We start from the raw sequence: 23,502 nt of genomic DNA, 5'->3' as shown, positions 1-23,502 counted from the left end.
TGCGAGAGTTTGCGAGCCTTATAGAGAGCCCGGCAATGAAGTCGTCGATCAAGATCATCGCCGGCAACGCGAGCCGTCCGCTCGCCGAGGCGATCGCCGCCTATCTGGAACTGCCGCTGGCGAGCTGCATGGTCCGGCGCTTCGCCGACATGGAGATCTTCGTCGAGCTGCAGGAGAACGTGCGCGGCGAGGACGTGTTCATCGTCCAGTCGACCTCGTTTCCCGCCAACGATCACCTGATGGAACTGCTCATCATGATCGACGCGGCCCGGCGCTCCTCCGCCCGCCGCATCACGGCGGTAATCCCCTATTTCGGCTATGCGCGGCAGGACCGGCGCACCTCGGGCCGCACGCCGATCTCGGCCAAGCTCGTGGCCAATCTCATCACCGAGGCCGGCGCCGACCGCGTGATGACGCTGGATCTCCATGCCGGCCAGATCCAGGGCTTCTTCGACATCCCGACTGACAACCTCTTCGCCGCCCCGGTGATGGTGCGCGACATCAAGGAGCGGCTGCCCCCGGGCGAGCGCATGGTGGTCTCCCCCGACGTCGGCGGCGTGGTGCGCGCCCGGGCGCTCGCCAAGCGCATCGACGCGCCGCTCGCCATCGTCGACAAGCGCCGCGAACGTCCCGGCGAGTCGGAGGTGATGAACATCATTGGCGACGTAAGCGGGCGGTCCTGCATCCTCGTCGACGACATCGTCGATTCCGGCGGTACCCTGGTGAACGCCGCCGAAGCCCTGCTGAATGCCGGCGCCAAGGACGTCTCCGCCTACATCACGCATGGGGTGCTCTCGGGCGGCGCGGTCTCGCGCATCGCCGCCTCGAAGATGAAGGAGCTCGTCATCACAGACTCGATCCAGCCGACCCAGGCGGTGAAGCTCGCCCGCAACATCCGCGTGATCGGCATCGCCCCGCTGCTCGGCGAGGCGATCGGGCGTACGGCCACGGAATCGAGCGTGTCGAGCCTCTTCGTCTGAACCGGCAGCTCCCGCTCGCGACCGACCCCGCTCTTCTCAAGGGAGCGGGGTATTTCGTGTCTTGCAATAGGTATTTATTCCTTATATGGGAGGTGAGCCTCCCATCGCGCCTCCTACCGAGCCTTTTGATCATTGTGCAAATTTACATTTAGACACCGCGCAAACTCATAGGAGCCTCCTGCCTGCAAACCAGGTTCGCCAACCGGGAGACAGGCCATACTCAAGCTGTCGACGTCCTCCTGCGCGGGCAGGCCGCCCGGGTGCGTAAGGAGATCTTCGACCGCAACGCGCTGCTCGTCCTGGAGCAGCAGATCCGTAAGACCCGCGCCGGGCTGGAGTGCAGCCGTCAGCCCTGGCCCTCGCGGTGGCCGGCGACGAGCGGAAACACTTCGCCAGGACGAGGTCGAAGCGCGCACCCGCGCGCTGGAGGCTCAGGCGATCGCCGCGCTCAGGGGCAGCCGGGAGGATCTGGCGGAGGAGGAGGCGTCGGCCATGGCCGAGCTGGAGGCAGAGCGCGACGCCCTGCGCGCGGCCCGGGCCCGCTTCGCGGCGGAAATCGCCGGCATCGGCGCCCACGTGGCCGATGCCTCGAAGCGCCAGGGCGAGTTGGAGCGCGGCCGGCGGGTCAAGCCGTGAACGAAGCCGTACGGCGCCTCGGCGCGGGCGCGTCCCGGCAAGATGCCGCGACCCTACGCGAGGCAGAGACTACCCTGGCGCACCTTCAGGCGCTTCAAGCAGAGGCGGCCGATGTCGAGGCCGCCCTGGCCGAGGCCGGGCCAGGACATCGCTGAGCGCATGGAGCGCGCGGGCTTCGGTCCGACCCACCGTCCGGACGGCGACAGCATCCTCACACGCCTGCGCCGCGCGGCCGAGGCGCCGTCGCCCGATGCCGCCCACGCCTGATCCCGACACCCCCATCCTCAGGAGGACGAGTTGGCGCGCGGGTTGCCTGGGCGAGGGGATCACCTCTCGAGTCCTCCCATGCATTTCCAGTGGATCGCCCTTCGCTACTTCCGTGAAACGGTTCAGGCCCGCTCCATCCGGAAGGCTTCGGAGACGCTCAACGTCGCGCCCTCGGCGGTGAACAGGCAGATCATCAAGATCGAGGAGCAACTGGGCGCGCCACTGTTTGAGCGCAGTTCCCGCGGCCTCAAGCTGACCGCAGCGGGCGAGCTCTTCTATCGCTGGGTGCTCACCAGCCAAGGCGGCCTCGACCAGACCATCACGGAGATCAACGACCTGCGCGGCGCGCGCACCGGGCACGTCACCGTGGCCTGCGAGGAGGGCATCGCGAAGGATTTCCTGCCCGCCATCGTCCGCGCCTTCCGCGCCAAGCACCGGCAGGTCGGCTTCACGCTGCAGGTTCACGATATGCAGGACGTGGTGGCGCGGGTCGCGGAGGGGCAGGCCGATCTCGGCCTCGCCTTCAGCCCCATGCCCGATGCGAGGGTGCGGCGGCGCAGCCAGGCCTCGATGGCGATCGGCGCGGTTCTGCACCCGGCCCATCCCCTCGCGGTGCGCCCCGAGATGAAGCTCTCGGACCTGATCGGCGAGACGCTGGTCCTGCCCGACAACGGCTTCTCGACCCGCCAGATCTTCAATGCGCAGCTCGGCGGCGATGCCGAGCTGCTCTTCGCACGCCGGATCGAGACCAATTCCTTCGAGACCATGACCGCCCTGATCAAGGCGGGCATCGCCATCGGCGTCCGCTCGCAGATGGGCATCGCCGGCGAGATCGCCAGGGGCGACGTGGTGTTCGTGCCCTTCGAGCGGCGCTCCTTCCCGCCCGAGACCGTTACCCTGCTCGTCAAAGGAACGCGCATCCTGCCCGCGGCCGGCGCGCATTTCGTCGAGGCGGTGGATGCGGCTCTGCGGGCGCTCACGGAAGAGTCCCGCTGGGCCGCCCCGCAGGCGGACAGCTTGGCCCTCAGGCCGTCGGCATGAGGGCGCAGCCGTAACACTTGATCAGGTTGCAGGTGTCGTGGTCGACGACGTTGGTGTCGGCGAGCTCGAGATTGAAGAAGCTCTGCTCCTCTCCCTCGAAGAGGGGGCCGGCATGCCACGTGCCCTTGTAGAGGGCCACCGCCGCATCGCCCGGGATGCGAAACACCTTGATACTTTCGAGCGTCGGCGCCTCCGCCTCGCCCGGCGCCGCGACACCGAGATACCAAGTCTTGCCGCCGACGGAGGCGAGAGTCTGGGTGACTGCCTTGTGCCGGGTGATGCGATGGATCGTCAGGCCCCGGGCGGGCAGGCGCATGGCGTAGAAGCGGGGCGTGCCGGCGGAGAAATCGAGCTGGGCATCCTGCGGCCCGAAGGGCACACCGTCCTCCATGGGCACCACCACCGTGCCGAAGGGCGCGAAGGCCTCCGGCGTGAGAGCGTGGATCGGGACGGCGCGGGTCTCGGCAACGGCTTCGGGCGCGGTCTCAGGCGTGCTCATGGGAAACCTCTTCGGAAACGGGGGCAGGCAACACCGCGCGGTGGCGGATCTCGAAATCCTCGGGCAGGTCGAGCTCGGCCTCGGCATAGGCCTGGAGGGCGGGCAGGAAAGCCCCGGCCTGGAGCACGAACAGGCGCTGCGTGATGCCGCGGACCACCCGTGGCAGGGCATGGCGATGCCCGCTGATCGACGCCGTATGCGGGCCGTGGCTCACGGCGCTCGCACCGTTGAAGCAGAAGACGCGGGTAACCCAGGCATCGGCCGCCTCCCGCGGGGTGAAGCTGAAATCGGTGGCCAGGAACGGATAGGCGGCGAAACGCTCGTCCTCCTCCCCCGGCTCCGGACGGTAGCGGTCGGCCCACCGGGCGATCACCGGGGCGAGGGACCGCAACTCGGGCCGGGCGGCGAGATCGACCGCGACGCCAGTGGCGCAGAGCAGGTGGTCGCAGGCAAGCGTCCCCCGCGGGGTCTCGACCGCGATTGCGTCGCCGGCCAGGCGCACGGAGAGCCACGGGCTGCCGGGATGCAGATGGAAATCCGGATTGGCCATGGCCATGGCGAAGCCCCGGGGTGCCGGCGGCTGATCGACCCGCCGGACATGGCGCGCCACCCGCCAGCGCGTCGCGCAGTCGAGATCCGGGAAATGCGCGAGCATGCCAGCATTCTCCAGGTGGCGATGAGGATTGGCCCGCGGCAGGCGCTCCCGGCGGAAGCACAGGTCGACCCGGGCCGCGCCAGCGGCGAGCGCCGCGTTGGCGTTGTCGAAGGCCGAGGCGCCGTGGCCGAGGATGGCGATGCGCTTACCGCGCAACCGGGCGAAGTCGATGAAGCCGTTGGTGTGGTCGTAGCGGTCCCGGGGCAGGGCGGCGCTCACGAATTCGGGCACGTCCCAGCCTCCGGCCCCGTCGAAGCCGGTGGCGATCACCACGTTGCGGGCATAGCGCAGGACCTCGCGCCCGCCCTGCATGGCCGCGACCACCACGACATCGGCATCGTCCGGCGCGGGGCGGATATCGATCACCGCGGTTCCGCTCTCGACCGCGAGGCCCAGGGTGTCCCGATACCAGCGTAGATAGGCCGCCCAGTCCCGGCGGGGGATGCGCTGCAGGGCGTCCCAGGCCCCGGCGCCGTAGCGGGCCGCGTACCAGGCGGCGACCGACAGGCTCGGGCAGCCGAACTCGATGCCGTTCAGGCCCTTGGGGGTGCGCAGTTCCTCCATGCGGGCGAAGCTGTCCCACACGCCCTCCTGGCCGGCCGGAGCCCGGTCGAGGAGCACGACGTCGTCGACCCCGTCCCGGCGGAGGGCGGCCGCCGTCATCAGGCCGGACTGGCCGCCGCCGACGATGAGGGCCGCGTGGATCGGCGCGCCGTCCGGCCGCCGCGCCGGCGTGACCCAGCGCGCCGACGGATAGGACAGGGCATCGAGATCGGCCCGTGCCCGGGCGGCGAGTGCGTCGAGCGCTGCATCGCCAGTCGTCGCGGCCGTCTCGGCGCGGCAGGCATGGCTTCGCCCGGACAGCGCGCCCATTGGTCTCTCCTGATGCTCCCCGCTCCTTTGCGGTGACGAGATCTGGCGCGGGCGCCGGCATCTTGAGAAGCCTCATGTTCCGTACGAGGCGTGCGCGTTTCGGCAACGAGCGACCCCGAGATTGTTGCCGCCGTAGAGCGGGCGCGCTCGGTCCGGCTCCGCGACATCCGGCCCGGTGTCGCCGAAACGCGTCGCGTTGCCCTTCCGGCAACGGAGGGCGCGAAACTTGCTGCTTCGTGCCGCGGGCAGGCCCGTGCACAAGATCGGCTAGGCGCGAACAGGGCGGCCACGAGGCCGCCGCAGAGAGGGAGTTGACCCGTTCCATGCTGCCCTACAGCTTCGAGACCCCCGATTCGGTGAAGGCGTTCCGGATCGGCCCGAACGACACGAACTACTTCGCGATGCTGTTCGACGAGACAAAAGACGCGATCGACAACATCTTCGTCATCGAGATCTTCAACGTAGGCGGCGCCACGCCGCCCAACGAGCATGCTGCCGCGCACGAGTTCTTCTACGTGCTCGAAGGGGAGGGGATCGCCCGCTGCGAGGACAAGACCATGACGATCAAGAAGGGCGACGCGCTGCTGCTGCGCCCGGGCAGCGAGCACGTCATCCAGAACACCGGCAAGGGCAAGCTCTACACGCTCACGGTGATGACCCCGAACGAGGGCTTCGCCGAGCTCATCCGCCGCGGCGAGCCGGTCGCGCTCGACGCCGAGGACATGCGGGTGCTTCGCGGCCAATGAGCGAGGACGCGCTGTCCGCGGGCACGGCCCTGCGCCCCCTCGGCGCGAGCCCGCGCAACCAGTGGCAGGTCGATGCGCAGCGGGTCAGCCTGCTGCGCGGTCCCGGGCCGCAGCGGCCGGTGACGGTGGAGGACAAGGGCCGGGCGATCACCTTCGACCTCGCCCGAACCGCCTGCCTCGTCGTCGACATGCAGAACGACTTCTGCCACCCGGACGGCTGGCTCGCCCATATCGGCGTCGACGTGAGCCCGGCCCGCCGGCCGATCGAGCCCCTGCAACGGCTGCTGCCCGCCCTCCGCGGGGCGGACGTGCCGGTGATCTGGGTGAACTGGGGCAACCGGCCGGACCGGCTCAACCTCAGCCCGGCTCTGCTCCACGTCTACAACCCCACCGGCGCCGGCATCGGCCTCGGCGACCCCCTGCCGAAATCCGGCGCGCCGGTGCTGCAGCTCGGCAGCTGGGCGGCGGAGGTGGTGGAGGAACTGGCGCCCGATCCGCGGGATATCCAGGTGGCGAAGTACCGGATGTCGGGCTTCCCCGACACGCCCCTCGCCAGCATCCTGCGCAATCTCGACGTGACGACGCTGCTCTTCGCCGGTGTCAACCTCGACCAATGCGTGATGTGCACCCTGCAGGACGCCAATTTCCTCGGCTATGACTGCCTGCTGCTGGAGGATTGCGCCGCCACCACCTCGCCGGACTTCTGCACCCAGGCGACCCTGTACAACATCCGCCAGTGCTTCGGCTTCGTCACGGACGGGCCGGCCCTGCTAGGCCAGCTCGGATAAAGCTCAGAGCCCGTAGCGCGCCCAGGCGGCCCGCTCCTCGAGGGCAGCCAGCGCCGCCTCGGGCAGGGCAGCGGCGACGCTGCCCGGCGTGCCGCGGCGGAGCAGGCGGCCGAGGAGCGAGCCCTTGGCATCGGCCACGAGACGCAGGTCAACCTTGTCGCCGTAGCGCGCCCGCAGGGTGCCGCGCAGGTCGCCGAGGGCGTCGACCAGGCCGAGGGGTAGCGCCTGCCGCCCACTCCAGACCGCTCCGGTGAACAGGTTCTCCCCCGGCGACAGCTTCGGCCGGCGCTCGCTGACGAGCGCGGTGAACAGCGCCTGCACGTCGGCCTGGATCCGCTTCAGCCGCTCCACGTCGGCCGGATCCTCCGGCCGGAACGGGTCGAGCATGGCCTTGGCCTCGCCCTGGGTGTGCACCCGGCGCTCGACGCCGATGCGCTCGATCAGCCGGTCGAAGCCGAATCCCGCCGAGACCACACCGATCGAGCCGACCAGCGAGGTCGGGTCGGCGACGATCTCGTCGGCCGCGCAGGCGATCATGTAGCCGCCCGAGGCCGCGACATCCTCCACGAAGGCGAAGACCGGGACGTCCTTCTCCGCGGCCAGTTGCCGGATGCGGCGGTAGATCAGGTGCGACTGGGCGGGCGAGCCGCCGGGGGAATTCACGATCAGCGCCACCGCCTCAATCCGCGGCATGGCGAAGGCGCGCTCCAGGGCCGGGCCGAGGGTGGCGATCGACAGGCCCGGCCGCAGGGGGGACAGGGCGCCGATCGTGCCGCTGAGGCGCAGAACCGCCACCCGCGGGCGGGGATCGCGCCAGCGCTTCGGCAGCAGCCGGCGGAAAACGTTCGGACGCGCGCTCTTGCCCGGCATGCTGCCCCTGAGGATCTCGATCTCGACCATAAGCCGGGCGGCTTCGCCACCTCGGCCGTCTCCTGCGTAATCCGCCGCGGCCCGGCGCGCCATCCGCAGCCGCCGACAGGAGCCTTCCGCGGCGCCGGATCGGGCTGCCTGCCCGAACCGTTTCGCCCCGCCGATCGTTCCTCGGCCGCCCGCAAGCCGTCCTGCGGGATCGCGGCAAGCGTCAACGGACGGATCCACGAGGAGGAGTACGCGAGGATGCGTGTGTTGAGATGGATGATCCTGGCGATCGGCATGCTGGGGGGCGCCGTCGGCCTCTCGGCGAGCGCCGGGGCGGCGTCGCTGCCGGCCAGCGCCGCGGTCGCGGGGGTGGAGGGCGCCCTCGTCGCCAAGGCGCATTGGCATGGGCGGAGACGATACTGGCATCGCCGGCACTGGGGCTATCGCCCGTACTGGCGCCGGCGCCACGCCTGGCATCGCCGACACTATTACCGCCGCCCGGTCTATTATCGCCCGGTCTATGGCTGGCGGCGCCATCACTACTACCGGCCCTATGGCTGGCGCCGCCATTACGGCTGGGGGCATCGCCACTGGGGCCACCATTATGGCTGGCGCCACCGTCACTGGGGCCATCACCACGGCTGGGGCCACCATCACGGCTGGCGGCGCTTCTGAGGCCCCCGCCTCACGCTCGCGACAGGAAGACCGAAGGGCGCCCAGATGGGCGCCCTTTTTCGTGGGGTTCGAGGATGACGGCCCTGAGCCCGCGCTCGCTTCGGAAGCGGCTCGACGGTTCTCGCCCCCACCCGTCCGTTCCGAACCGTCGGCGAGCCTCCCGGAACCCGTCGTTCGGTTGCGATGACTTGCCCGTTGCCCATACGCTCAGGTCGATCTTGGAAGAACGGCGCCGTTCACACGACATCCTTGCGGGATCAGGCAACCGCTTGAGTCATCTCAGCGAGCTTGGCGACCGTGTTCATGTTCCGAGCCGTCCCCTGCTTTTCACTGGGTATGCGAAGTCGAGTGGTCCCCATTCCATCCGGATAGAAAATGAATAGCTCGCGCTTGCCCAAGCGCACCTGCTCGTTTTTGAGCCCTGTCACGCCGTCGATCGGATCGGCCGGAAGCGTCCCATCCACGAACAGGGCCATGACCCGATTGCCAGGCGAAGCTACAAACGGGTTGCGGGCGAGCGTGTCAGCGATCTCAGAGGCGGTCCGCACGATCACACCGACATTCCTGCCTGCATAGGTATACAGCTCACTCTCAAGCGCGGATCGCACCTCGGCCTCCGAACCCCCGCTTCGGAAAACGGCGTTCCCGCTGGCGATATAGGTTCTCACCTTCTCGAACCCAACCGCCTCACACATCTGGGCCAGCGTCGTCATCGGCAGCTTGCCGGTACCGCCGACATTCACGGCGCGAAGCAAGGCCACATATCCGGTCACCGTCTCACTCCGCCATTTCGCTGACGCCGCCAAGCCATATCACGACGGCATCACCGTCTTCCCCCACTCACCCCTCGAGCCAACGCTCTCCACGGTGAAGCGCCTCCGCCTGCGGGGTGAAGCGGCCCTCCGCATCCTGCAGGACAAGGGGCGGCAGCAGACGGAAGGGCGCGCGGCTGCCCTTCCGGCCCGTGAGCAGGATGCGGATCGCCGGATCGCCGGCCCGGGCGTGGACCGGGCGGAGCGCGAGCTCGCCGAAGCGGTTGCGCAGGGCGTCGAGGCAGGCGGGCAGGGCGTCGGCGCGGTGGATCAGGCCGAGGCGTCCGCCGGGCTTGGCCAGATCGGCGCAGGCGCGCATCCAGGCTTCAAGGCCGCCCGGCGCGAAGCCATGGGCCGAGGCCTTGCCGGCGATGGGGGAGGGGCGGTGGCGCCCCCCCTCGAAGAAGGGGGGGTTGGTGAGCACCACCTCCGCGCTCTCCCCCGCGAGCCCGGCCGCCCGGCGGGCCGCGCCCAGCGCCAGCAGATCGGCGCAGAGCACCGCGACGCGCTCCGACAGGCCGTTCTCCGCGGCGTTGCGGCGGGCGAGGTCGGCCAGCACCGGCTCGCGCTCCACCAGCACCACCCGGCAATCCGGCGCGCGCCGGGCGACGGCGAGGCCGACCGCCCCCGTGCTCGCCCCGGCATCGAGAACTATGCCCGCCGCGTCGGGGCCCAGCAGGCTCGCGAGCAGCACCGCATCCGTGCCGGCGCGATGAGCGCCCCGCGGCGGCTGGCGCAGCCGCAGACGGCCTCCGAGCCAGTCCTCTGGCTCCGGCGGATCGCCGGGCGAAGGATCGGGCAGGGCGGCGGGCTCAAGCGCCATCGCCGTGCCCTCGGTCGTCGCGCAGCTCGTGGGCGAGCCCGGCCTCGGTGAGGAGGCGCCGGGCCTGGCGGGCCTGGTCGTCCGGCACCAGCAGCCGCCTCGGGAAGGCGCCGATGGAGCCTTCGATCCCGCTGACATGTTCGTCGGCCACCAGCACGGGAATCGCCGCGCCTTCGAGCAGGGAGCGAGCGAAGCCGACGAGGACGATGTCGTTGGTGCGGATCAGCTCGGTCACGGCAGGCTCCGGGCGGGGTCGCCCGGCTTAGCACCGGGAGCCGACGCTGTCGCTGAGGCCCGATCCGCCGATCCTCGGCGATCATCCGGATTTGGGGCGGGACACGCACGGCATAGGGCGACCCGCGGCTAAGGGGCGTGTTGCGACACCGCACGCCCCGTGCGAAGGGGTCGGCCTACGGTTGCGGTCCGGCCGCGCCATCGCAAGGAGGCATCGCGCTTGGGCGTCGTCGTATCCCTGGATGAGAGCCGTCCCGATCCGGAGGCGAGCCTCACCGATCTGGTCGCCCTGGTGCGCGAGGGCATGGAGAAGGTCAACGCGACGATCCTGTCGCGCACCGGCTCCGACGTCGCCATGATCCCGGAGGTCGCCAACCACCTGATCGCCTCCGGCGGAAAGCGCCTGCGCCCGATCCTCACTCTCGCCGCCGCCGATCTCTGCGGCTATGCCGGACATGACGGGGCGGTAAAGCTCGCGGCCTCCGTCGAGTTCATGCACACCGCCACGCTCCTCCACGACGACGTGGTCGACGAGAGCGACATGCGCCGCGGGCGCGTCGCCGCCCGCATCAAGTGGGGCAACGAGGCGAGCGTGCTGGTGGGCGATTTCCTGCTCGGCCAAGCCTTCCGCATGATGGTGGAGGTGGGCTCGCTGCGCGCCCTCGACATCCTCTCCGCCGCCGCGACGGTGATCGCGGAGGGCGAGGTGATGCAGCTCACCGCCGCCAAGAACACCGAGACCAGCGAGGACGAGTACCTCGCGGTGATCCGCGCCAAAACGGCCGAGCTCTTCGCCGCCGCCTGCGAGGTCGGGCCGGTGCTCGCCGAGCGGCCCCGGGCGGAGCAGGCGGCCTGCCGCTCCTACGGCATGAATCTCGGCATCGCCTTCCAGCTCATCGACGACGTGCTTGATTACGGCGGCACCAGCGCGGCTCTGGGCAAGAATGTCGGCGACGATTTCCGCGAGGGCAAGATCACCCTGCCGATCGTGCTCGCTTTCCGCCGGGGCAGCGATGCGGAGCGCGCCTTCTGGCGGCGGACCCTGGAGCAGGGCGAGCTCGGCGAGGGCGACCTGGAGGAAGCCCTCGCGATCCTGCGCCGCCACCGGGCGCTGGAGGACACGATCGAGCGGGCCCGCCATTACGGCGCCATGGCCCGGGATGCCCTGGCGCTGTTCCCCAAGAGCCCGATGAAGTCGGCCCTGCTGCAGGTCGTGGATTTCTGCATCGCCCGGGCGCACTGACGGCGCCGGCAGGCGCTGTCAACCACAAGACGTTCGGCGCCGGCAGGCGCTGTCGGTCGGGAATTGCGCTGCCGTCAGCGCAGCCAGGTCGGCGCCACCCACCAGAGCGGGTTCTGCGCCCGGATCACCCGGGCCGCCCGCACCGCCTCCCGGCGGTCGGCGAACAGGCCGAACACCGTCGCGCCGGAGCCCGACATGCGGGCGAGGCGGCAGCCGGGCTGTCCGCGCAGGGCCGCCAGCGCCGTCCCGATGACTGGGGCCACGCTCAGCGCCGGGGCTTCGAGATCGTTGCGGGCCGGCGTCACCGCCGCGAGCAGGGCGCCAGCGTCGAGGCCAGGGGCGATCTCGGGATGGGCGGCGCCGGGCAGCGTCTGGCCCACGGCGAGCCCGAGGGCCTTGAAGACCGGAGCCGTGGCCACCGGCACGCCGGGATTGATCAACACCGCCGGCACCGGCGCGAGGCCGAGCCCCGGCCCCACTGCCTCGCCGGCGCCACGCATCATCCGGGCACGGGGGTCGAGGCAGACGGGCACGTCAGCGCCAGTGGCGCGGGCGGCTGCGACGACGGCCGGATAATCGAGGGGCAGGTCATTGAGCCGGGCGAGCAGCCGCAGGGCAGAAGCCGCATCCGAGGACCCGCCGCCGATCCCCGCCGCCACGGGCAGGCGCTTCACCAGATGAAAAGCACCGAGGCGCAGACCGGGAACATGCTCGGCAAGACGGCGCGCCACGCGCAGGACGAGGTTGTCGTCGGTCGGCCCCGCGGGACCGGCAGTCGGGCCGCTCACGGCGAGGGACAATGCCTCGCCAGGGATCAGGCTCAGGATGTCGGCGGTGCCCGCGAAGGCGACGAGGCTTTCGAGGACGTGATAGCCGTCACCCTCGCGCCGCCCGAGCACGTGCAGGGTCAGGTTGATCTTGGCCGGAGCGCGGGCGATGAGGGCGGACACGGGCTCTTCCGGCAGGGTGACGGGCGTTCGGCGAAGCTTCGCGCGGCGTTTACGCGGGCGCAGCGGGATCGGCAACCGCGCGGCCTCCGCGCTTGACGCGGAGGCGCTAGCCCGATTGATCGACGTCTTCCCCGTTTGCCGAAAGCCCTCCCATGACGCCGCCCGACGGCCCACCCCGTTTCCGCAAGCCCTACCGGCCCCGCCCGCAGGGGCCGCGCCCCCCGATGCCGAAGGCGCGGGAGGGGCTCGACCACGTGGTGCTCTACGGCTGGCACCCGGTCTCGCAGGCGCTGTCGAACAGCGGCCGGCGCCTGCACCGGCTGCTCGCGACCGAAAACGCCGCGGCCCGGCTCGCGGAGGAGATCGGGACCCTGCCGATCACGCCGGAGATCGTGCGCCCGGCGGCGATCGGCAGCCTGCTCGGGCCGGATGCGGTGCATCAGGGCCTCTACCTCGAGGCCGACCCGCTCTCCGCACCGGCCCTCGACGCGATGCCGGACGACGCCCTGCTCATCGCCCTCGACCAGATCACCGACCCGCACAATGTCGGCGCGATCGTGCGCACGGCGGCTGCCTTCGGCGTCACAGCCATCGTGACCACGGCGCGCCACTCGCCCAACGCGACCGGGGTAATGGCGAAGTCCGCTTCGGGGGGGCTGGAGCACGTCCCGATGGTGGTCGTGCGCAATCTCGGCGATGCGCTGACCACCCTGCGGGAGCGGGGCTTTTCCTGCATCGGCCTCGACTCGGACGCGGAGACGGATCTCGAGGCGCTGACACCCCGGAGCCCGGCGGTGATCGTGCTCGGCGCCGAGGGCAAGGGCCTGCGCCAGCGCACCCGCGAATGCTGCGATGTGCTCGCGCGGATCGACTTCACCGGTGCGATCCGGAGCCTCAACGTCTCCAACGCGGCTGCGATCACCCTCTACGCCCTGACACGGAAGGGAAACGGGGCGGCCTGAACCGCCCCCTCCCGATCAGGCCGAGGCGAGGGGCTTCGACACGTCCTCCAGGGAACGGCCCTCCGCCTTGGTCCCCCAGACCCCGCCGACGATCGCCGCCACCGCCATCAGCGCAGCGCCGAGCAGATAGCCGCCGAGCACCCAGTCCCGCGAGCCTGTCTCGACCAGGCTGCCGAACAGGAGCGGGCCGGAGACCCCGCCGATGCCGGTGCCCAGAGCGTAGAAGGCCGCGATGGCAAGGGCGCGGATTTCCAGGGGGAAGGTTTCGGCGACCGTGAGATAGGCGGAGCTCGCCGCGGCGGAGGCGAAGAAAAACACGACCATCCAGGCTACCGTCTGACCGACGGCTCCGAAGCTGTCTCCGAGGAACAGGAAGCCCACCCCGGCGAGAAGAACCGCCGAGATGCCGTAGGTGAAGGCGATCATCGGCCGCCGCCCGATCGTGTCGAAGAAGCGGCCGAGCAGCAGCGGCCCCAGGAAGGAGCCCAGGGCGAAGGGCAGCAGGTACCAGCCGACATGCTCGCCGGGCACCTGATAGAAGCGCTCGAGCACCAGGGCATAGGTGAAGAACAGGGCGTTGTAGAAGAAGGCCTGCGCGATCATCAGCGACAGGCCGACCAGGGTCTGGCGCCGGCTCGTCACGAACATGGCGTGGGCGACCTCCGAGAGCGGGGTGTGGTGGCGCGTCCTGAGCTTCAGACGCCGGCTCTCGTCGGGCGGGGGCAGGGTGACGCCGTCGTCGGTGAAGCGCTTCTCGATGCCGGTCACGACCCGGTCGGCCTCGGCGGCGTAGCCGTGGGTGACGAGCCAGCGCGGGCTCTCAGGGATCCAGGTCCGCAGAAGCAGGATCACGAGGCCGATGCCCCCGCCGACGAAGAAGGCGATGCGCCAGCCCCAGGCCGGATCGATCATGCCCGGCCGCAGCACGACGATGGACAGGAAGGAGCCGAGCGCCGCCCCGATCCAGAACGAGCCGTTGATGACGAGGTCCGTCCAGCCGCGGACGCGCGCCGGGATCAGCTCCTGGATGGTCGAGTTGATCGCCGTGTACTCGCCGCCGATGCCCGCCCCGGTGAGGAAGCGGAAGAGGCAGAAGCTCCAGATGTTCCAGGACAGGCCCGTCGCCGCGGTGGCGGTCAGGTAGAGGGCCAGCGTGATGAAGAACAGCTTCTTGCGCCCGATCCGGTCGGTGAGCCAGCCAAAGCCGACCGCGCCCGTGACCGCGCCGACGAGGTAGGAGCTCGCCGCGAGCCCGACATCGAACTCGGTGAAGGACATCGGCGCCTGACGGAGCGCCCCGACCAGGGAGCCGGCCAGCGTCACCTCCAGGCCGTCGAGCACCCAGGTGATGCCCAGGGCGACGATCACGAGCAGGTGGAAGCGCCCGAAGGGCAGCCGGTCGAGCCTGGCGGAAATGTCGGTGTCGACGACGGTGCCCATCGCCACGCGTTCGGGCGCCGTGCCCCCGGTCGCTCCTTCCGCCTTGCTCGCCATCGACGCCTCGTTAACCGTGGTTGCAGACAGGTGTTGGCAACGCCCGGCGGAATCCGAGGACCGCTTCCGCGCACCAGCAAGCGGAAACGCTTCAAGCGGCGCAATGGACCCATTCACCGGGCCAAGCCGCCATGATCAATCTTTCGAGGATCGCACTTCTCACCCTCACCGTCGCGGGAGGGTTCTTCGCCGCGCAGTTGCTCGCCACCGGGTCGGGCCAGGCCGCCGATGCGACGGCGGGCTCGGACGCCACGGGTATCTGGTCGCTCCGGCCGCAGCGCTCGGCGCCTGCATCGGAACCGTCGAGAGAGCTGCGGCTGCCGCGCTCGGTCCCGCTCTCCGCCCTGCCGGGCGAACGCCGCTCGGTCCGCGTGGTCTACCAGGGCTACGGACCGACGGGCAGCACGGCACGGCCGGCCGGCGACTGAGCGATCAGCGCGCCATATTCACCCAGCGTACGAGGTCGACGAGCACCTGGCCCAGGGCGGCATCGAGGCCGACCGCCGCACTCCGCGCATCGACCTTCCCGACGGGCACGCGGGCCGTGAAGATGCGGGCATTGACGACCCGGCCGGTTCCCTCGGCCACGAGCTTGGCGGAGAGGTCCACCACCGCCTCGCCCGAGCCGGCCTGGATGTCGAATTCCCGGATCTCGCTCACGAGCTGATAATCCGAGACCACCTTGTCGCCGGGCCGCGTCACCGAGCGCAGGCGGCCCGAATTCTCCAGACTCTGGATCAACCGCGTCTGGATCAGACGCGGCAACCGGTCGGCCCACTGGCCACCGCCCAGGAAGGAGAGGGAGCCGCCCGGCTCGCGCACGATGATGCGGTCGGCCTCGAGGGGCTGCAGCCCCACCGGCTCCGAGACCATGATCGCGCGCGCCGCGCCACCGGTACGGCTCGAGGGCGGTAGCGCCGCGAGATCGAAGGTCAGCGGTGCGCTACCGCCCCCGCAGCCGCCGAGGGCCACGAGCAGACAGGCGAACACCGCCGCTCTTGCCGGGGATCCCGCCTCCCGCCGCAACCGCATCGGGCTCGGCATGGAGAAACCAGGGGTGATAGGCGCGATCTGCAACTGGTCCGTCCCTTCGCCGCGAAGCGGCTCGGCCAACGTCTTCATCCTTAAACTAAAGCAAAGCACAAGCGTTGCCGTGCGCCCCGGCACAACGGGTGCGGTCGGGTACGGTTAGCGGCCGCCGTTGTATTCCGGCAACGACGGCCTCCCGCCGAAAATCACCTGCGAGGGGTCGCGCTCCAGGCTCTTGGCGGCGCGGTTCAGGGTGTTGAGCGTACGCTGCCCGTCGCTGGAGAGTGCCTCGACCTCGCGGCGGCTCGAACCGGACAGACGGTTGAAGCTCGTCGAGATGTTGGCGGTGCGCTTGTCGAGATTCTCCGACAGGGTCCGGAAAGCCCGGCCCGCGTCGCGCACCGAAATCGCCGCCTCGCGCACCTCGGCGAAGGTCGAGGATCCCTGCTGGCCGGAAGCCGAGCCGAGGAAGCTCTCGGCGCCCTTCAGCACGGCATCGACGCGGTCGGCGGACGCGTTGAGCTTGGCGGCGAGGGAACGGGCATCGTGCAGGCCGGCCTCGATATCCGGGCTTGCCGTGGCGAGCGCGCCGGAGAAGCGGTCGGCATTCTCGATCACCCGGTTGAGGCGCTGGCCGTCCACCGCCTTGACGAGGCCGGCGATCGAGGGGCCGGCCTCGGCGAGCGTCTTCGAGAAGGCCTCGACGTTGGCCAGCGTGCGGTTGATCGCGCCCTCGTTGCCGGCCACGACCTTGTCGAGCCGCTGCAGCACGTCGTCGGCACGCTGGGCGATCTGCTTGGCGGCGGCCATCATGTCCTGGATGTCGCTCGAATCCGCGAAGATCGTCGGCATCTTGTCGCCCGAGCCGGGCTGGAGCGGGGGCGCGTCGGCGCTGCCGCCGGACAGGGCGATCTGCGAGACGCCGGTGAGCATCGCGGAATCGAGCCGGGCCCGGGTGTCGGCGCGCAGGGGCGTCGAGGGATCGACCTGGACGACCGCCTCGACCCGGCGCGGATCCTGCGGCAGCAGGCGCACTTCCGTCGCCTCGCCGACCTTGATGCCGTTGAACGACACCGTGGAGCCCTTGGCGAGGCCCCCGACCGAGCCGGAGAAGATCACCCGGACGAACTGGGTGGCCTGACCGCGGGAGCCGCCCTGCAGCCAGAACACGAAGCCGAAGGCGGCGATGACCACACCGACGGTGAAGGCGCCGATGAGGGCGTAATTGGCACGCGTCTCCATGAGCTCAGCCGTTTCCCTGATCCATCGAGGGCGCGCGGTGCGGGCCCGCACCGACGCCGCGGCCGCCCGCGCGGCGGGCCTCAGGCGCGAAGCTGCGCATGACCGTCTCCCTGATCCCTTGCCGCGTGTTCGCCCCCGCCGGTGGCGATGGCCCGCGCGCGCTTGCCGTGGAAGTAGGAGCGCAGCCAGGGATGATCGCTCGCGAGCATCGCCTCGATCGGCCCCTCGGCGATGATCTGTCCGTCGCCCAGAGCCGCGATGCGGTCGCAGGCGGTGTAGAGGCTGTCGAGGTCGTGGGTGACCATGAACACGGTCAGGCCCAGCGTCTCCTTCAGCGTGGAGACGAGATCGTCGAACTCGCCGGCGCCGATCGGGTCGAGGCCCGAGGTCGGCTCGTCGAGGAACAGGATCTCGGGATCGAGGGCCAGCGAGCGGGCGAGCGCGGCCCGCTTGATCATGCCGCCCGACAGCTCGGAGGGATACTTGTCGGCGGCGTCGGGCTTGAGGCCGACCATCTCGATCTTGAGGCGGGCGAACTCGTCGAGCAGGCGTTCGGACAGGTCCAGATGCTCCCGCATCGGCATCTGGATGTTCTGCTTGACCGTGAGTCCGGAGAACAGCGCGCCCTGCTGGAACAGCACGCCCCAGCGCTGCTCCAGCTGGCGGCGGCGGGCGAGGGTGAGCCCGTCCACGTCCTCGCCGAAGATCTCGATGGTGCCGGAGCGCTTCGGCACGAGGCCGAGGATGGTCCGCGTCAGCACCGACTTGCCCTGGCCGGAGGGGCCGACGAAGCCGAGGATCTCGCCGCGATAGATGTCGAGGTTCAGCCCCTTCATCACCGTGCGGTGGCCGAAGCCGACCACGAGGTCGCGCACGCGGATGATCGCGTCGCGGGCCTGCGGGGGACGAGGGCGTGCGTTCTCGCTCAAAGCTCGGGTCCCGGGCTTCTCAGAAGTCGATGGCCGCGAAGAAGACAGCGAAGAGCCCATCGAGCACGATCACCATGAAGATGGACTTCACAACTGAGGCGGTCACGTGGCGGCCCAGCGACTCGGCCGAGCCTTCCACCGCGAACCCCTCGATCGTGGCGATGATCCCGATGATCAGCGCCATGAAGGGCGCCTTGATCAGCCCCACGGCGAAGTGGTGGAACGAGACCGCCACCTGCAGCCGCGAGACGAAGGCGTCGACCGTCATGCCGCCATAGATCGCCGAGGTCAGGCCGCCCCCGGCGATGGCCGCCAGCGAGGCGAGGAAGGCGAGGAGCGGCAGCCCGATCACCAGGGCGAGGATGCGCGGCACGATCAGGATCTCGATCGGGTCGAGGCCCATGACGCGGAGCGCATCGACCTCCTCGCGCATGCGCATCGAGCCGATTTCGGCGGTGAAGGCCGAGCCGGAGCGGCCCGCCACCATGATCGAGGTGAGCAGCACGCCGAGCTCGCGCAGGATCAGGATGCCGATCAGGTTCACGACGAAGCTCTGGGCGCCGAAGCGCTGAAGCTGGAAGATGCCCTGCTGCGCCACGATCCCGCCCACGAGGAACGAGATCAGCGCGATGATCGGCACGCCGCGATAGGCGACCTGCTCGATCTGGTTGACCAGGGCCGCGCCGCGGAAGGTGCCCGGGCGCAGGGCCACGCGGCCGCAGGCGCTGATCACCTCGCCGAGGAAGGCGAGGCCGGCCACGCATTCGTGGCCGATGGTCACGGTGCGCCGGCCGATGGTCTCGAACAGGCCGACGATGCCGCCCCGACCGCGGGGCGGCGGCGGCTCGGCGGCGCGCAGATGCATCTCGTCGAGAAGAATGCGGTGCTCGGGCCGCGCCCCGGCATAGGCGAGCCGGCCGCCGCGCTGCTCGATCTCGCTGCGGGTCCGCTCCAGCACCCAGGCGCCGAGCGTGTCGAGGCGGATGACGTGGGAGAGGTCGATCAGGACCGCCTGGCGCGCGCCCTGCTCGGCGATGCCGGCGCAGGCCCGCTCCACCGCGGCGCCCTGATCGGCGGTCCAGCGGCCGCGCAGCAGGAAGCGGCCGCTCGCCGGATCGAGATCGGCCGTCGCGGCATCGGGGGCGAGCGCGCTGTCGTCTCTGCGCAGGACCATCATTCCGTTTCCGCGTCGAGGCGGCGCAGGTTTATGGAAACATCCTCAACGGACCGTTTCCGAAAGGCATGATGCAGCATCCGCGCCGCTTCATGGCGCGATCAAGGCAGCGCGCCGGGCGAGGACGCCGCCGCGTGCGGCAAGGCACAAGCCCGTGAGCGCCAGCGGCGCCATCGACAGGAACGTCGCCGCACCTCCGGCCTGGGCGTAGACGAGGCCGCAGAGCAGGGTCGAACCGGAGGCGACGAGGGCGGTGGCGGCGCTCACCGTCCCCTGCGCCCGGCCGCGGGCCCCCTCCGGCGCGAGCTGCGAGACGGCGGCCATGGCGCCGAGCTGCGTCGCGCCGAAGGTGAAGCCGTGCAGGAGCTGGAGGGCGAGGGCCGCCGGAAGCTCGGTGCCGTAGGCGGCCATGCCCACCGCCCGGACGAGGGCCGCGCCGGCCCCGAGCCCGATCATGCGGAAGGGCGAGCGCCAACGCGCAGGCACCTTCCGCACGATGGCGAAGAGGACGATCTCCGAAGCGACGCCGATCGCCCAGAGGGCGCCGATCCAGCGCGGCGCGATGCCGTGCGCGGCCCAGTGGATCGCTCCGAAGGCGTTCACCGCGGCATGGGTCGCCTGGATCGTCGCCGCCGCGGCGATGGCGAGGCGCAGCTGGTTCGGCAGGCGCGGCCCGGGCGCCTCCCCGCCGGGGGAGGCCGGCCGGGCGGGGCTGCCGGTCTCGCCCACCGCCAGCGCGACCGCGCCCGCGACGAGCGAGAGAAGCGTGAGAAGGAGCGGCACGGCGAAACGCTCGCCGAGCAGGCCGAGCAAGGCGCCGCCGGCGAGGTTCGCCACCAGGAAGCCGACCGAGCCGCCCATGCGGATGCGGGCATAGTCGAGCCGCGCGGAGCGGCGCACCGCGGCGAGCGTCAGGTAGTCGATGCAGGGCACGAGCGAGGCGCCGCAGAGCGCGTTCAGCGCCACCAGCCCGGCGAGGGGCGCCCCGCCGAACCCGGCCGCAAGCGGCATGGCCGCATAGGTGAGGCCGCCACCGAGGCTCCCCGCGATCAGGAGGGCGCGGGCGGGCACGCCCCGGTCGATCAGGGACATCAGCGGCGCGGTCGCCACGATGCGGATCACGATCGGCAGGGCGATCAGGGCGCCGATCACCCGCGGATCGAGCCCCAGGGCGTTCAGCCAGACCGGCATGAACGGCATGGCGATGCCGATCTCGACGAACACGAAGGTGTAGAGCAGCGTGAGCCGGACGGGATCGGGCTCGGGCGTCGGCGACATCGGAAAGGGGAATTCCGCGGAAATGGCTCGGCGATACCGGTCGTAAGCCTGCGTTAAAGGCCCCGTGTCAAACTGCGCGGAACTTCGAAACGTGCCGGCCGGTGCGGGCGCTGCGCCCCGTGCCGACGGGCCCGAAGCGTGTGGTGTTCATGTCGAGTTCCCGTTCGCTGACGCCGCTGGACGCGTCCGAGTACGACCTGATCGAGGCCGCGGTGCGCGAGACCGCCCGGGGCCGCTGGTTCCTGTCGGAATTCGCCCGGCGCAACCGCAACGCCGACACCGATCTGCTGCTGAACGCGATCGGCCGATTGGAGAACGCCGTCACCAGCGATCGGACCGGGGAGGGCGTCGGCCGCCTGCGCGGCGACCTGATGGACATGGCCGACGCCATCGCCCGGACCAAGGTCGAGATCACCGCCCTCAACGCCCCGGAGCGGGACCAGAGCCGGCTGACCATGGCCTCCGAGGCCCTCGACGCCATCGTGCGCGACACCGAGCGGGCGACCTCCGACATCCTGGGCGCCGCCGAGAACGTGCAGGAGGCCGCCTGGACCCTGCGCGAGACCGGCGCCGATGCCGGCGTCTGCGACGAGCTCGACCGCCGGGCCACCCAGATCTACACGGCCTGTTCCTTCCAGGACCTCACCGCCCAGCGCACCGGCCGCATCGTCCATACGCTGCGCTACCTGGAAGAGCGCATCGCTTCGATGATCGCGATCTGGGGCGAGCCGATCGAGCCGGCCCCGTCCGCGCACGAGAGCCGGACGACGCCGACGACCTTCGACCTCAGCCAGAGCGACGTCGACCGCTTCATCGACATGGAGCCGAATGCCGAGGCGCCCGCCCCCAAGGCGCCGCTTCCGGCAGCCTCCGCGCTCGCCGACGATCTCGTCTTCCTGCCGGAGGTCCCGGAAGCGGCCGAGAGCGCGCCGGTGGCCCCGGTCGCGGCCCTGGCGCTGGTGACCGAGGACTTCGTCCCGGAGGAGGACCTCGCCGAGGAGGGCAGGGTCGAACAGGCCGCCGTCGAAACGGCCGAGATGCCGGAGAGCCCGGAAGCGGCGTTGGCGGACGCGGCGAGCGACCCTGAGCTCGAGGACGAGCCGGCCCTCCTCGCGATCGAGCCCGAAACGCCTCCGCCGGCCACCGAGCCTGAACTCGTCGTCCCCTCCGACGACGTCGAGGCCTTCGACGCGGAGGTCGAGGCCGCCCCCGCGGCAGCCGAGACCAAAGCCGAAGCCGAGCTGGGCGAGGTCGATCTCTCCGCGGTGTTCGGCGATCTCGACAGCCTGACGATCGAGGAGAAGATCGCGCTGTTCTCGTGAGCGCGGCCCCTCGCCGGCGGGACGGCTCGTGCGCGGCCCCCGCCTGATGTAGAGGGGCGGGATGGCGCTCCATCTGCTCAAGCTCTGCGTCGGCCCCGGCTCGATCGAGGAGCTGGAGGCGCGCATCGCCCGCCATCGCGAGGAGGCCCTGCGCAGCGGGCAGGATCCGGCCCCCTTCCACACCACCCGGATGATCCCCAAGCGGGCAGGCGCGATTGCCGGCAAGGGCTCGATCTACTGGGTGATCAAGGGCACCCTGCTGTGCCGGCAGGCCATCACCCGGATCGACCCCTTCACCGGAACCGACGGGATCGGCCGCTGCCGGCTGGTGCTCGACCCCCAAGTGGTGCCGGTTTCGCCACGGCCCTGCCGGCCCTTCCAGGGCTGGCGCTATCTGGAACCGCGCGACGCCCCCACCGACCTCGATGCCCGCACCTCGGGCGACCTCGCCGAGATGCCGGAATCGCTGCGTCGGGAACTCGCCGCGATGGGGTTGATCTGAGCCGGCCGCACGTTCAACCGATCGGGGCCATCGAGCCGGCGGCGTGCGTGGCCCGCGCTTCCAGCAGCCAGCAGGCCGCATCGAAGCGCACCGCCTCCCCGTGCAGGTACGGATCGAAGGCAGCGCGGACCCGCCGCACGATCTCCGCGCAGCGCGGCGCATCCACATCCGGCAGGATCCGGCCGAGCGGGCCCAGGCGCGTGACGTACTCGGCGAGATCCCGTTCGGGCATCGTGCAGGGAACGTCGATGGGTCGGATCACGACATCGCCCCATCCGCTCGCCCCCAGGATGTACCGCACCCTGTCCGCGTCCGCGAAGGCGAACTGGCCCGGCGCATCCGGCCGGCGCGGCGGAAGCTCGGGAAGGAGCGGGGCGGCCGCCCGCTCGGCCGTCGTCATGAAGGGATTCTGCTCCGCGCTCCGCCAGACGACCGCGCGCAGCCGCGCATCCTCCTGCGCGGCGGCCCTGAGATTGGTGAAGGCGCGGACGGGATCGGCGAAGAACATGATTCCGAAGCGCGAGATGACGGTCCCGAAGCTCTTCGGCACGAAGACGTAGCGCTCGGCATCGGCGCAGACGAACCGCACCCTCTCGCCCAGCGAAGCGGACAGGGCACGGGCGGCCTCGATCATCGGCACGGACAGATCGATGCCGGTGACCGGGACCATCGGGCTCGTGGCGCCCGCGGCAGCGCGCGTGGTGCTCCCGGTCCCGCAGCCGACATCCAGCACCGGGCGGTCGGGCGAGGCCGCGACGGCCTCGCGGAGCAGGTCCTCGAAGGGCCTGAACAGGTCGTCGAGCAGGGTCTGCGCCTGGACCCAGGCATGGCCGGCGCGGCCGTTCCAGACGCCGGCCTGGTCCTCTTCCACAGCGTGTTGCGTGCTCGTCATCGCCACCTTCCGTTTGCGCGTGAAACGAAGAAGCGTCACCGTGCCACTTCAAGTCGACTTGAGGTCAAGGGAGTATGCTGCTCGACATTTCGGAGGTCGCCCGCCGCTCCGGCGTGCCCGCCTCGACGCTGCGCTACTACGAAGAGAGGGGGCTCATCGTCTCGGTCGGCCGACGCGGACTCCGGCGCCTGTTCGAGGCCCAGGTCCTGCAGAGCGTGGCCCTGATCGCCCTTGGCCGATCCGCCGGCTTCTCCCTCGACGAGATCGCCCGGATGTTCGCGCCGGACGGAAGCCCTCGGATCGACCGAGCGCTTCTCGCCGCCAAGGCGAGCGAACTGGACGACACCATCCGAAAACTCACGGCCCTGCGCGACGGGCTGATCCACGCGGCCGCCTGCGGCGCGCCGAGCCATATGGAATGCCCGACCTTCCGCCGGATCCTGGCCGCCGCCGCAGCCCGCAGGGCGGGACGGCCCGGGCGAAGGAAGGCGCTCTCCTGCGTCCCGGCATAGCCCTTCTTCGACGCCTCGCTTGCCCGAGGCGGGAGGGGCCGCATCGACCCAAAAAAGGCCGGGACCCGTTCGGGGTCCCGGCCTTC

The 23,502-nt window shown here is 70.7% G+C and carries 26 protein-coding genes; 12 read left to right on the top strand and 14 right to left on the bottom strand.

Going from position 1 to position 23,502, the window contains the following annotated elements:
- Positions 1 to 35: 35 nt before the first annotated feature.
- The 3 genes from MMB17_RS22785 (at position 36) to MMB17_RS22775 (ending at position 2,924) form a co-directional block, all read left to right on the top strand.
- A complete protein-coding gene (locus MMB17_RS22785) occupies positions 36 to 980 on the top strand; it encodes a ribose-phosphate pyrophosphokinase (protein ID WP_238313461.1) in 945 nt (314 codons plus the stop codon).
- A gap of 492 nt (positions 981 to 1,472) precedes the next feature.
- A complete protein-coding gene (locus tag MMB17_RS22780; RefSeq protein ID WP_241100376.1) occupies positions 1,473 to 1,616 on the top strand; it encodes a hypothetical protein in 144 nt (47 codons plus the stop codon).
- Between the two features lie 345 nt (positions 1,617 to 1,961).
- Positions 1,962 to 2,924, top strand: coding sequence for a LysR family transcriptional regulator (locus tag MMB17_RS22775; protein ID WP_238313464.1), 963 nt, complete (start codon positions 1,962 to 1,964; stop codon positions 2,922 to 2,924).
- On the opposite strand, the gene MMB17_RS22770 is transcribed toward MMB17_RS22775, so the two are convergent.
- Complete coding sequence (locus tag MMB17_RS22770) at positions 2,908 to 3,423, bottom strand: ureidoglycolate lyase (RefSeq protein WP_241100375.1); 516 nt, start codon at positions 3,421 to 3,423, stop codon at positions 2,908 to 2,910. The two genes, MMB17_RS22775 and MMB17_RS22770, sit on opposite strands and share 17 nt — an antisense overlap.
- A complete protein-coding gene (locus MMB17_RS22765; protein WP_241100374.1) occupies positions 3,410 to 4,951 on the bottom strand; it encodes an NAD(P)-binding domain-containing protein in 1,542 nt (513 codons plus the stop codon). Before MMB17_RS22765 ends, MMB17_RS22770 begins: the two co-directional genes overlap by 14 nt.
- Positions 4,952 to 5,262: 311 nt before the next feature.
- On the opposite strand from MMB17_RS22765, the gene MMB17_RS22760 reads away from it, so the two are divergent.
- Together MMB17_RS22760 and MMB17_RS22755 are read left to right on the top strand one after the other, a co-directional pair.
- Positions 5,263 to 5,697 (top strand): cupin domain-containing protein, encoded by a 435-nt coding sequence (locus tag MMB17_RS22760; protein WP_241100373.1) that lies wholly within the window; start codon positions 5,263 to 5,265, stop codon positions 5,695 to 5,697.
- Positions 5,694 to 6,485 carry a cysteine hydrolase family protein gene (locus MMB17_RS22755; RefSeq protein WP_241100372.1) on the top strand — a complete coding sequence of 264 codons (792 nt, stop codon included), beginning with the start codon at positions 5,694 to 5,696 and terminating at the stop codon, positions 6,483 to 6,485. Before MMB17_RS22760 ends, MMB17_RS22755 begins: the two co-directional genes overlap by 4 nt.
- Before the next feature lie 3 nt (positions 6,486 to 6,488).
- Here the strand turns inward: MMB17_RS22755 and MMB17_RS22750 are convergent, their stop codons facing one another.
- Positions 6,489 to 7,355: a S49 family peptidase gene (locus MMB17_RS22750; RefSeq protein ID WP_241102269.1), complete on the bottom strand. Its 867-nt coding sequence runs from the start codon at positions 7,353 to 7,355 to the stop codon at positions 6,489 to 6,491.
- A 246-nt stretch (positions 7,356 to 7,601) separates the two neighbouring features.
- Here MMB17_RS22750 and MMB17_RS22745 point away from each other — a divergent pair, with 246 nt between their 5' ends.
- Complete coding sequence (locus tag MMB17_RS22745) at positions 7,602 to 8,018, top strand: VrrB protein (protein ID WP_241100371.1); 417 nt, start codon at positions 7,602 to 7,604, stop codon at positions 8,016 to 8,018.
- A gap of 257 nt (positions 8,019 to 8,275) precedes the next feature.
- Here the strand turns inward: MMB17_RS22745 and MMB17_RS22740 are convergent, their stop codons facing one another.
- The 3 genes from MMB17_RS22740 to MMB17_RS22730 all read right to left on the bottom strand — a co-directional run bounded on the left by MMB17_RS22740 (position 8,276) and on the right by MMB17_RS22730 (position 9,888).
- Complete coding sequence (locus tag MMB17_RS22740) at positions 8,276 to 8,791, bottom strand: DUF1697 domain-containing protein (RefSeq protein WP_241100370.1); 516 nt, start codon at positions 8,789 to 8,791, stop codon at positions 8,276 to 8,278.
- Between the two features lie 67 nt (positions 8,792 to 8,858).
- Positions 8,859 to 9,653 (bottom strand): tRNA1(Val) (adenine(37)-N6)-methyltransferase, encoded by a 795-nt coding sequence (locus tag MMB17_RS22735; RefSeq protein WP_241100369.1) that lies wholly within the window; start codon positions 9,651 to 9,653, stop codon positions 8,859 to 8,861.
- Complete coding sequence (locus MMB17_RS22730; protein ID WP_241100368.1) at positions 9,643 to 9,888, bottom strand: putative signal transducing protein; 246 nt, start codon at positions 9,886 to 9,888, stop codon at positions 9,643 to 9,645. Before MMB17_RS22730 ends, MMB17_RS22735 begins: the two co-directional genes overlap by 11 nt.
- A 219-nt stretch (positions 9,889 to 10,107) precedes the next feature.
- Here MMB17_RS22730 and MMB17_RS22725 point away from each other — a divergent pair, with 219 nt between their 5' ends.
- Complete coding sequence (locus MMB17_RS22725) at positions 10,108 to 11,130, top strand: polyprenyl synthetase family protein (RefSeq protein ID WP_241100367.1); 1,023 nt, start codon at positions 10,108 to 10,110, stop codon at positions 11,128 to 11,130.
- A 74-nt stretch (positions 11,131 to 11,204) separates the two neighbouring features.
- Here the strand turns inward: MMB17_RS22725 and MMB17_RS22720 are convergent, their stop codons facing one another.
- Positions 11,205 to 12,080 (bottom strand): 4-(cytidine 5'-diphospho)-2-C-methyl-D-erythritol kinase, encoded by an 876-nt coding sequence (locus MMB17_RS22720; RefSeq protein WP_241100366.1) that lies wholly within the window; start codon positions 12,078 to 12,080, stop codon positions 11,205 to 11,207.
- 152 nt (positions 12,081 to 12,232) lie between these two features.
- On the opposite strand from MMB17_RS22720, the gene rlmB reads away from it, so the two are divergent.
- The gene (gene rlmB, locus MMB17_RS22715; protein ID WP_241100365.1) at positions 12,233 to 13,042 is read left to right on the top strand and encodes a 23S rRNA (guanosine(2251)-2'-O)-methyltransferase RlmB; all 810 of its coding nucleotides are present in this window, start codon (positions 12,233 to 12,235) and stop codon (positions 13,040 to 13,042) included.
- Positions 13,043 to 13,057: 15 nt separating this feature from the next.
- Here the strand turns inward: rlmB and MMB17_RS22710 are convergent, their stop codons facing one another.
- Positions 13,058 to 14,536: an MFS transporter gene (locus MMB17_RS22710; protein ID WP_238313486.1), complete on the bottom strand. Its 1,479-nt coding sequence runs from the start codon at positions 14,534 to 14,536 to the stop codon at positions 13,058 to 13,060.
- A 131-nt stretch (positions 14,537 to 14,667) separates the two neighbouring features.
- Between MMB17_RS22710 and MMB17_RS22705 the strand changes: the two genes are divergently transcribed.
- Complete coding sequence (locus tag MMB17_RS22705) at positions 14,668 to 14,964, top strand: hypothetical protein (protein ID WP_241100364.1); 297 nt, start codon at positions 14,668 to 14,670, stop codon at positions 14,962 to 14,964.
- 4 nt (positions 14,965 to 14,968) lie between these two features.
- Here the strand turns inward: MMB17_RS22705 and MMB17_RS22700 are convergent, their stop codons facing one another.
- The 5 genes from MMB17_RS22700 to MMB17_RS22680 form a co-directional block, all read right to left on the bottom strand.
- Positions 14,969 to 15,568: an ABC-type transport auxiliary lipoprotein family protein gene (locus MMB17_RS22700; RefSeq protein ID WP_241102268.1), complete on the bottom strand. Its 600-nt coding sequence runs from the start codon at positions 15,566 to 15,568 to the stop codon at positions 14,969 to 14,971.
- Between the two features lie 156 nt (positions 15,569 to 15,724).
- A complete protein-coding gene (locus tag MMB17_RS22695; protein WP_238313490.1) occupies positions 15,725 to 16,807 on the bottom strand; it encodes an MlaD family protein in 1,083 nt (360 codons plus the stop codon).
- 80 nt (positions 16,808 to 16,887) lie between these two features.
- Positions 16,888 to 17,643, bottom strand: coding sequence for an ABC transporter ATP-binding protein (locus tag MMB17_RS22690; RefSeq protein ID WP_308445695.1), 756 nt, complete (start codon positions 17,641 to 17,643; stop codon positions 16,888 to 16,890).
- 112 nt (positions 17,644 to 17,755) lie between these two features.
- Entirely contained in the window at positions 17,756 to 18,910 is a 1,155-nt protein-coding gene (locus MMB17_RS22685) for an ABC transporter permease (protein WP_241100363.1), read from the bottom strand.
- A 90-nt stretch (positions 18,911 to 19,000) separates the two neighbouring features.
- Positions 19,001 to 20,188 (bottom strand): MFS transporter, encoded by a 1,188-nt coding sequence (locus MMB17_RS22680; protein WP_238313495.1) that lies wholly within the window; start codon positions 20,186 to 20,188, stop codon positions 19,001 to 19,003.
- Between the two features lie 149 nt (positions 20,189 to 20,337).
- On the opposite strand from MMB17_RS22680, the gene MMB17_RS22675 reads away from it, so the two are divergent.
- Together MMB17_RS22675 and MMB17_RS22670 are read left to right on the top strand one after the other, a co-directional pair.
- Positions 20,338 to 21,510, top strand: a complete 1,173-nt coding sequence (locus MMB17_RS22675; RefSeq protein WP_241100362.1) for a hypothetical protein — start codon at positions 20,338 to 20,340, stop codon at positions 21,508 to 21,510.
- 61 nt (positions 21,511 to 21,571) lie between these two features.
- A complete protein-coding gene (locus tag MMB17_RS22670) occupies positions 21,572 to 22,012 on the top strand; it encodes a DUF1489 family protein (RefSeq protein WP_241100361.1) in 441 nt (146 codons plus the stop codon).
- A 13-nt stretch (positions 22,013 to 22,025) separates the two neighbouring features.
- Here MMB17_RS22670 and MMB17_RS22665 read toward each other — a convergent pair whose 3' ends face one another.
- On the bottom strand, positions 22,026 to 22,904 hold the full coding sequence (locus MMB17_RS22665; RefSeq protein WP_241100360.1) for a class I SAM-dependent methyltransferase: 879 nt from the start codon (positions 22,902 to 22,904) through the stop codon (positions 22,026 to 22,028).
- Between the two features lie 74 nt (positions 22,905 to 22,978).
- Here MMB17_RS22665 and MMB17_RS22660 point away from each other — a divergent pair, with 74 nt between their 5' ends.
- Positions 22,979 to 23,416: a helix-turn-helix domain-containing protein gene (locus MMB17_RS22660; RefSeq protein ID WP_241100359.1), complete on the top strand. Its 438-nt coding sequence runs from the start codon at positions 22,979 to 22,981 to the stop codon at positions 23,414 to 23,416.
- Positions 23,417 to 23,502: the final 86 nt, after the last annotated feature.

Origin of the sequence: Methylobacterium organophilum (genome assembly GCF_022533465.1) — a bacterium.
GTDB classification, from domain to species: Bacteria; Pseudomonadota; Alphaproteobacteria; order Rhizobiales; family Beijerinckiaceae; genus Methylobacterium; species Methylobacterium organophilum.
The sequence above is the reverse complement of the archived record's forward strand: the minus strand, read 5'-3'. Positions and strand labels throughout refer to the sequence as shown.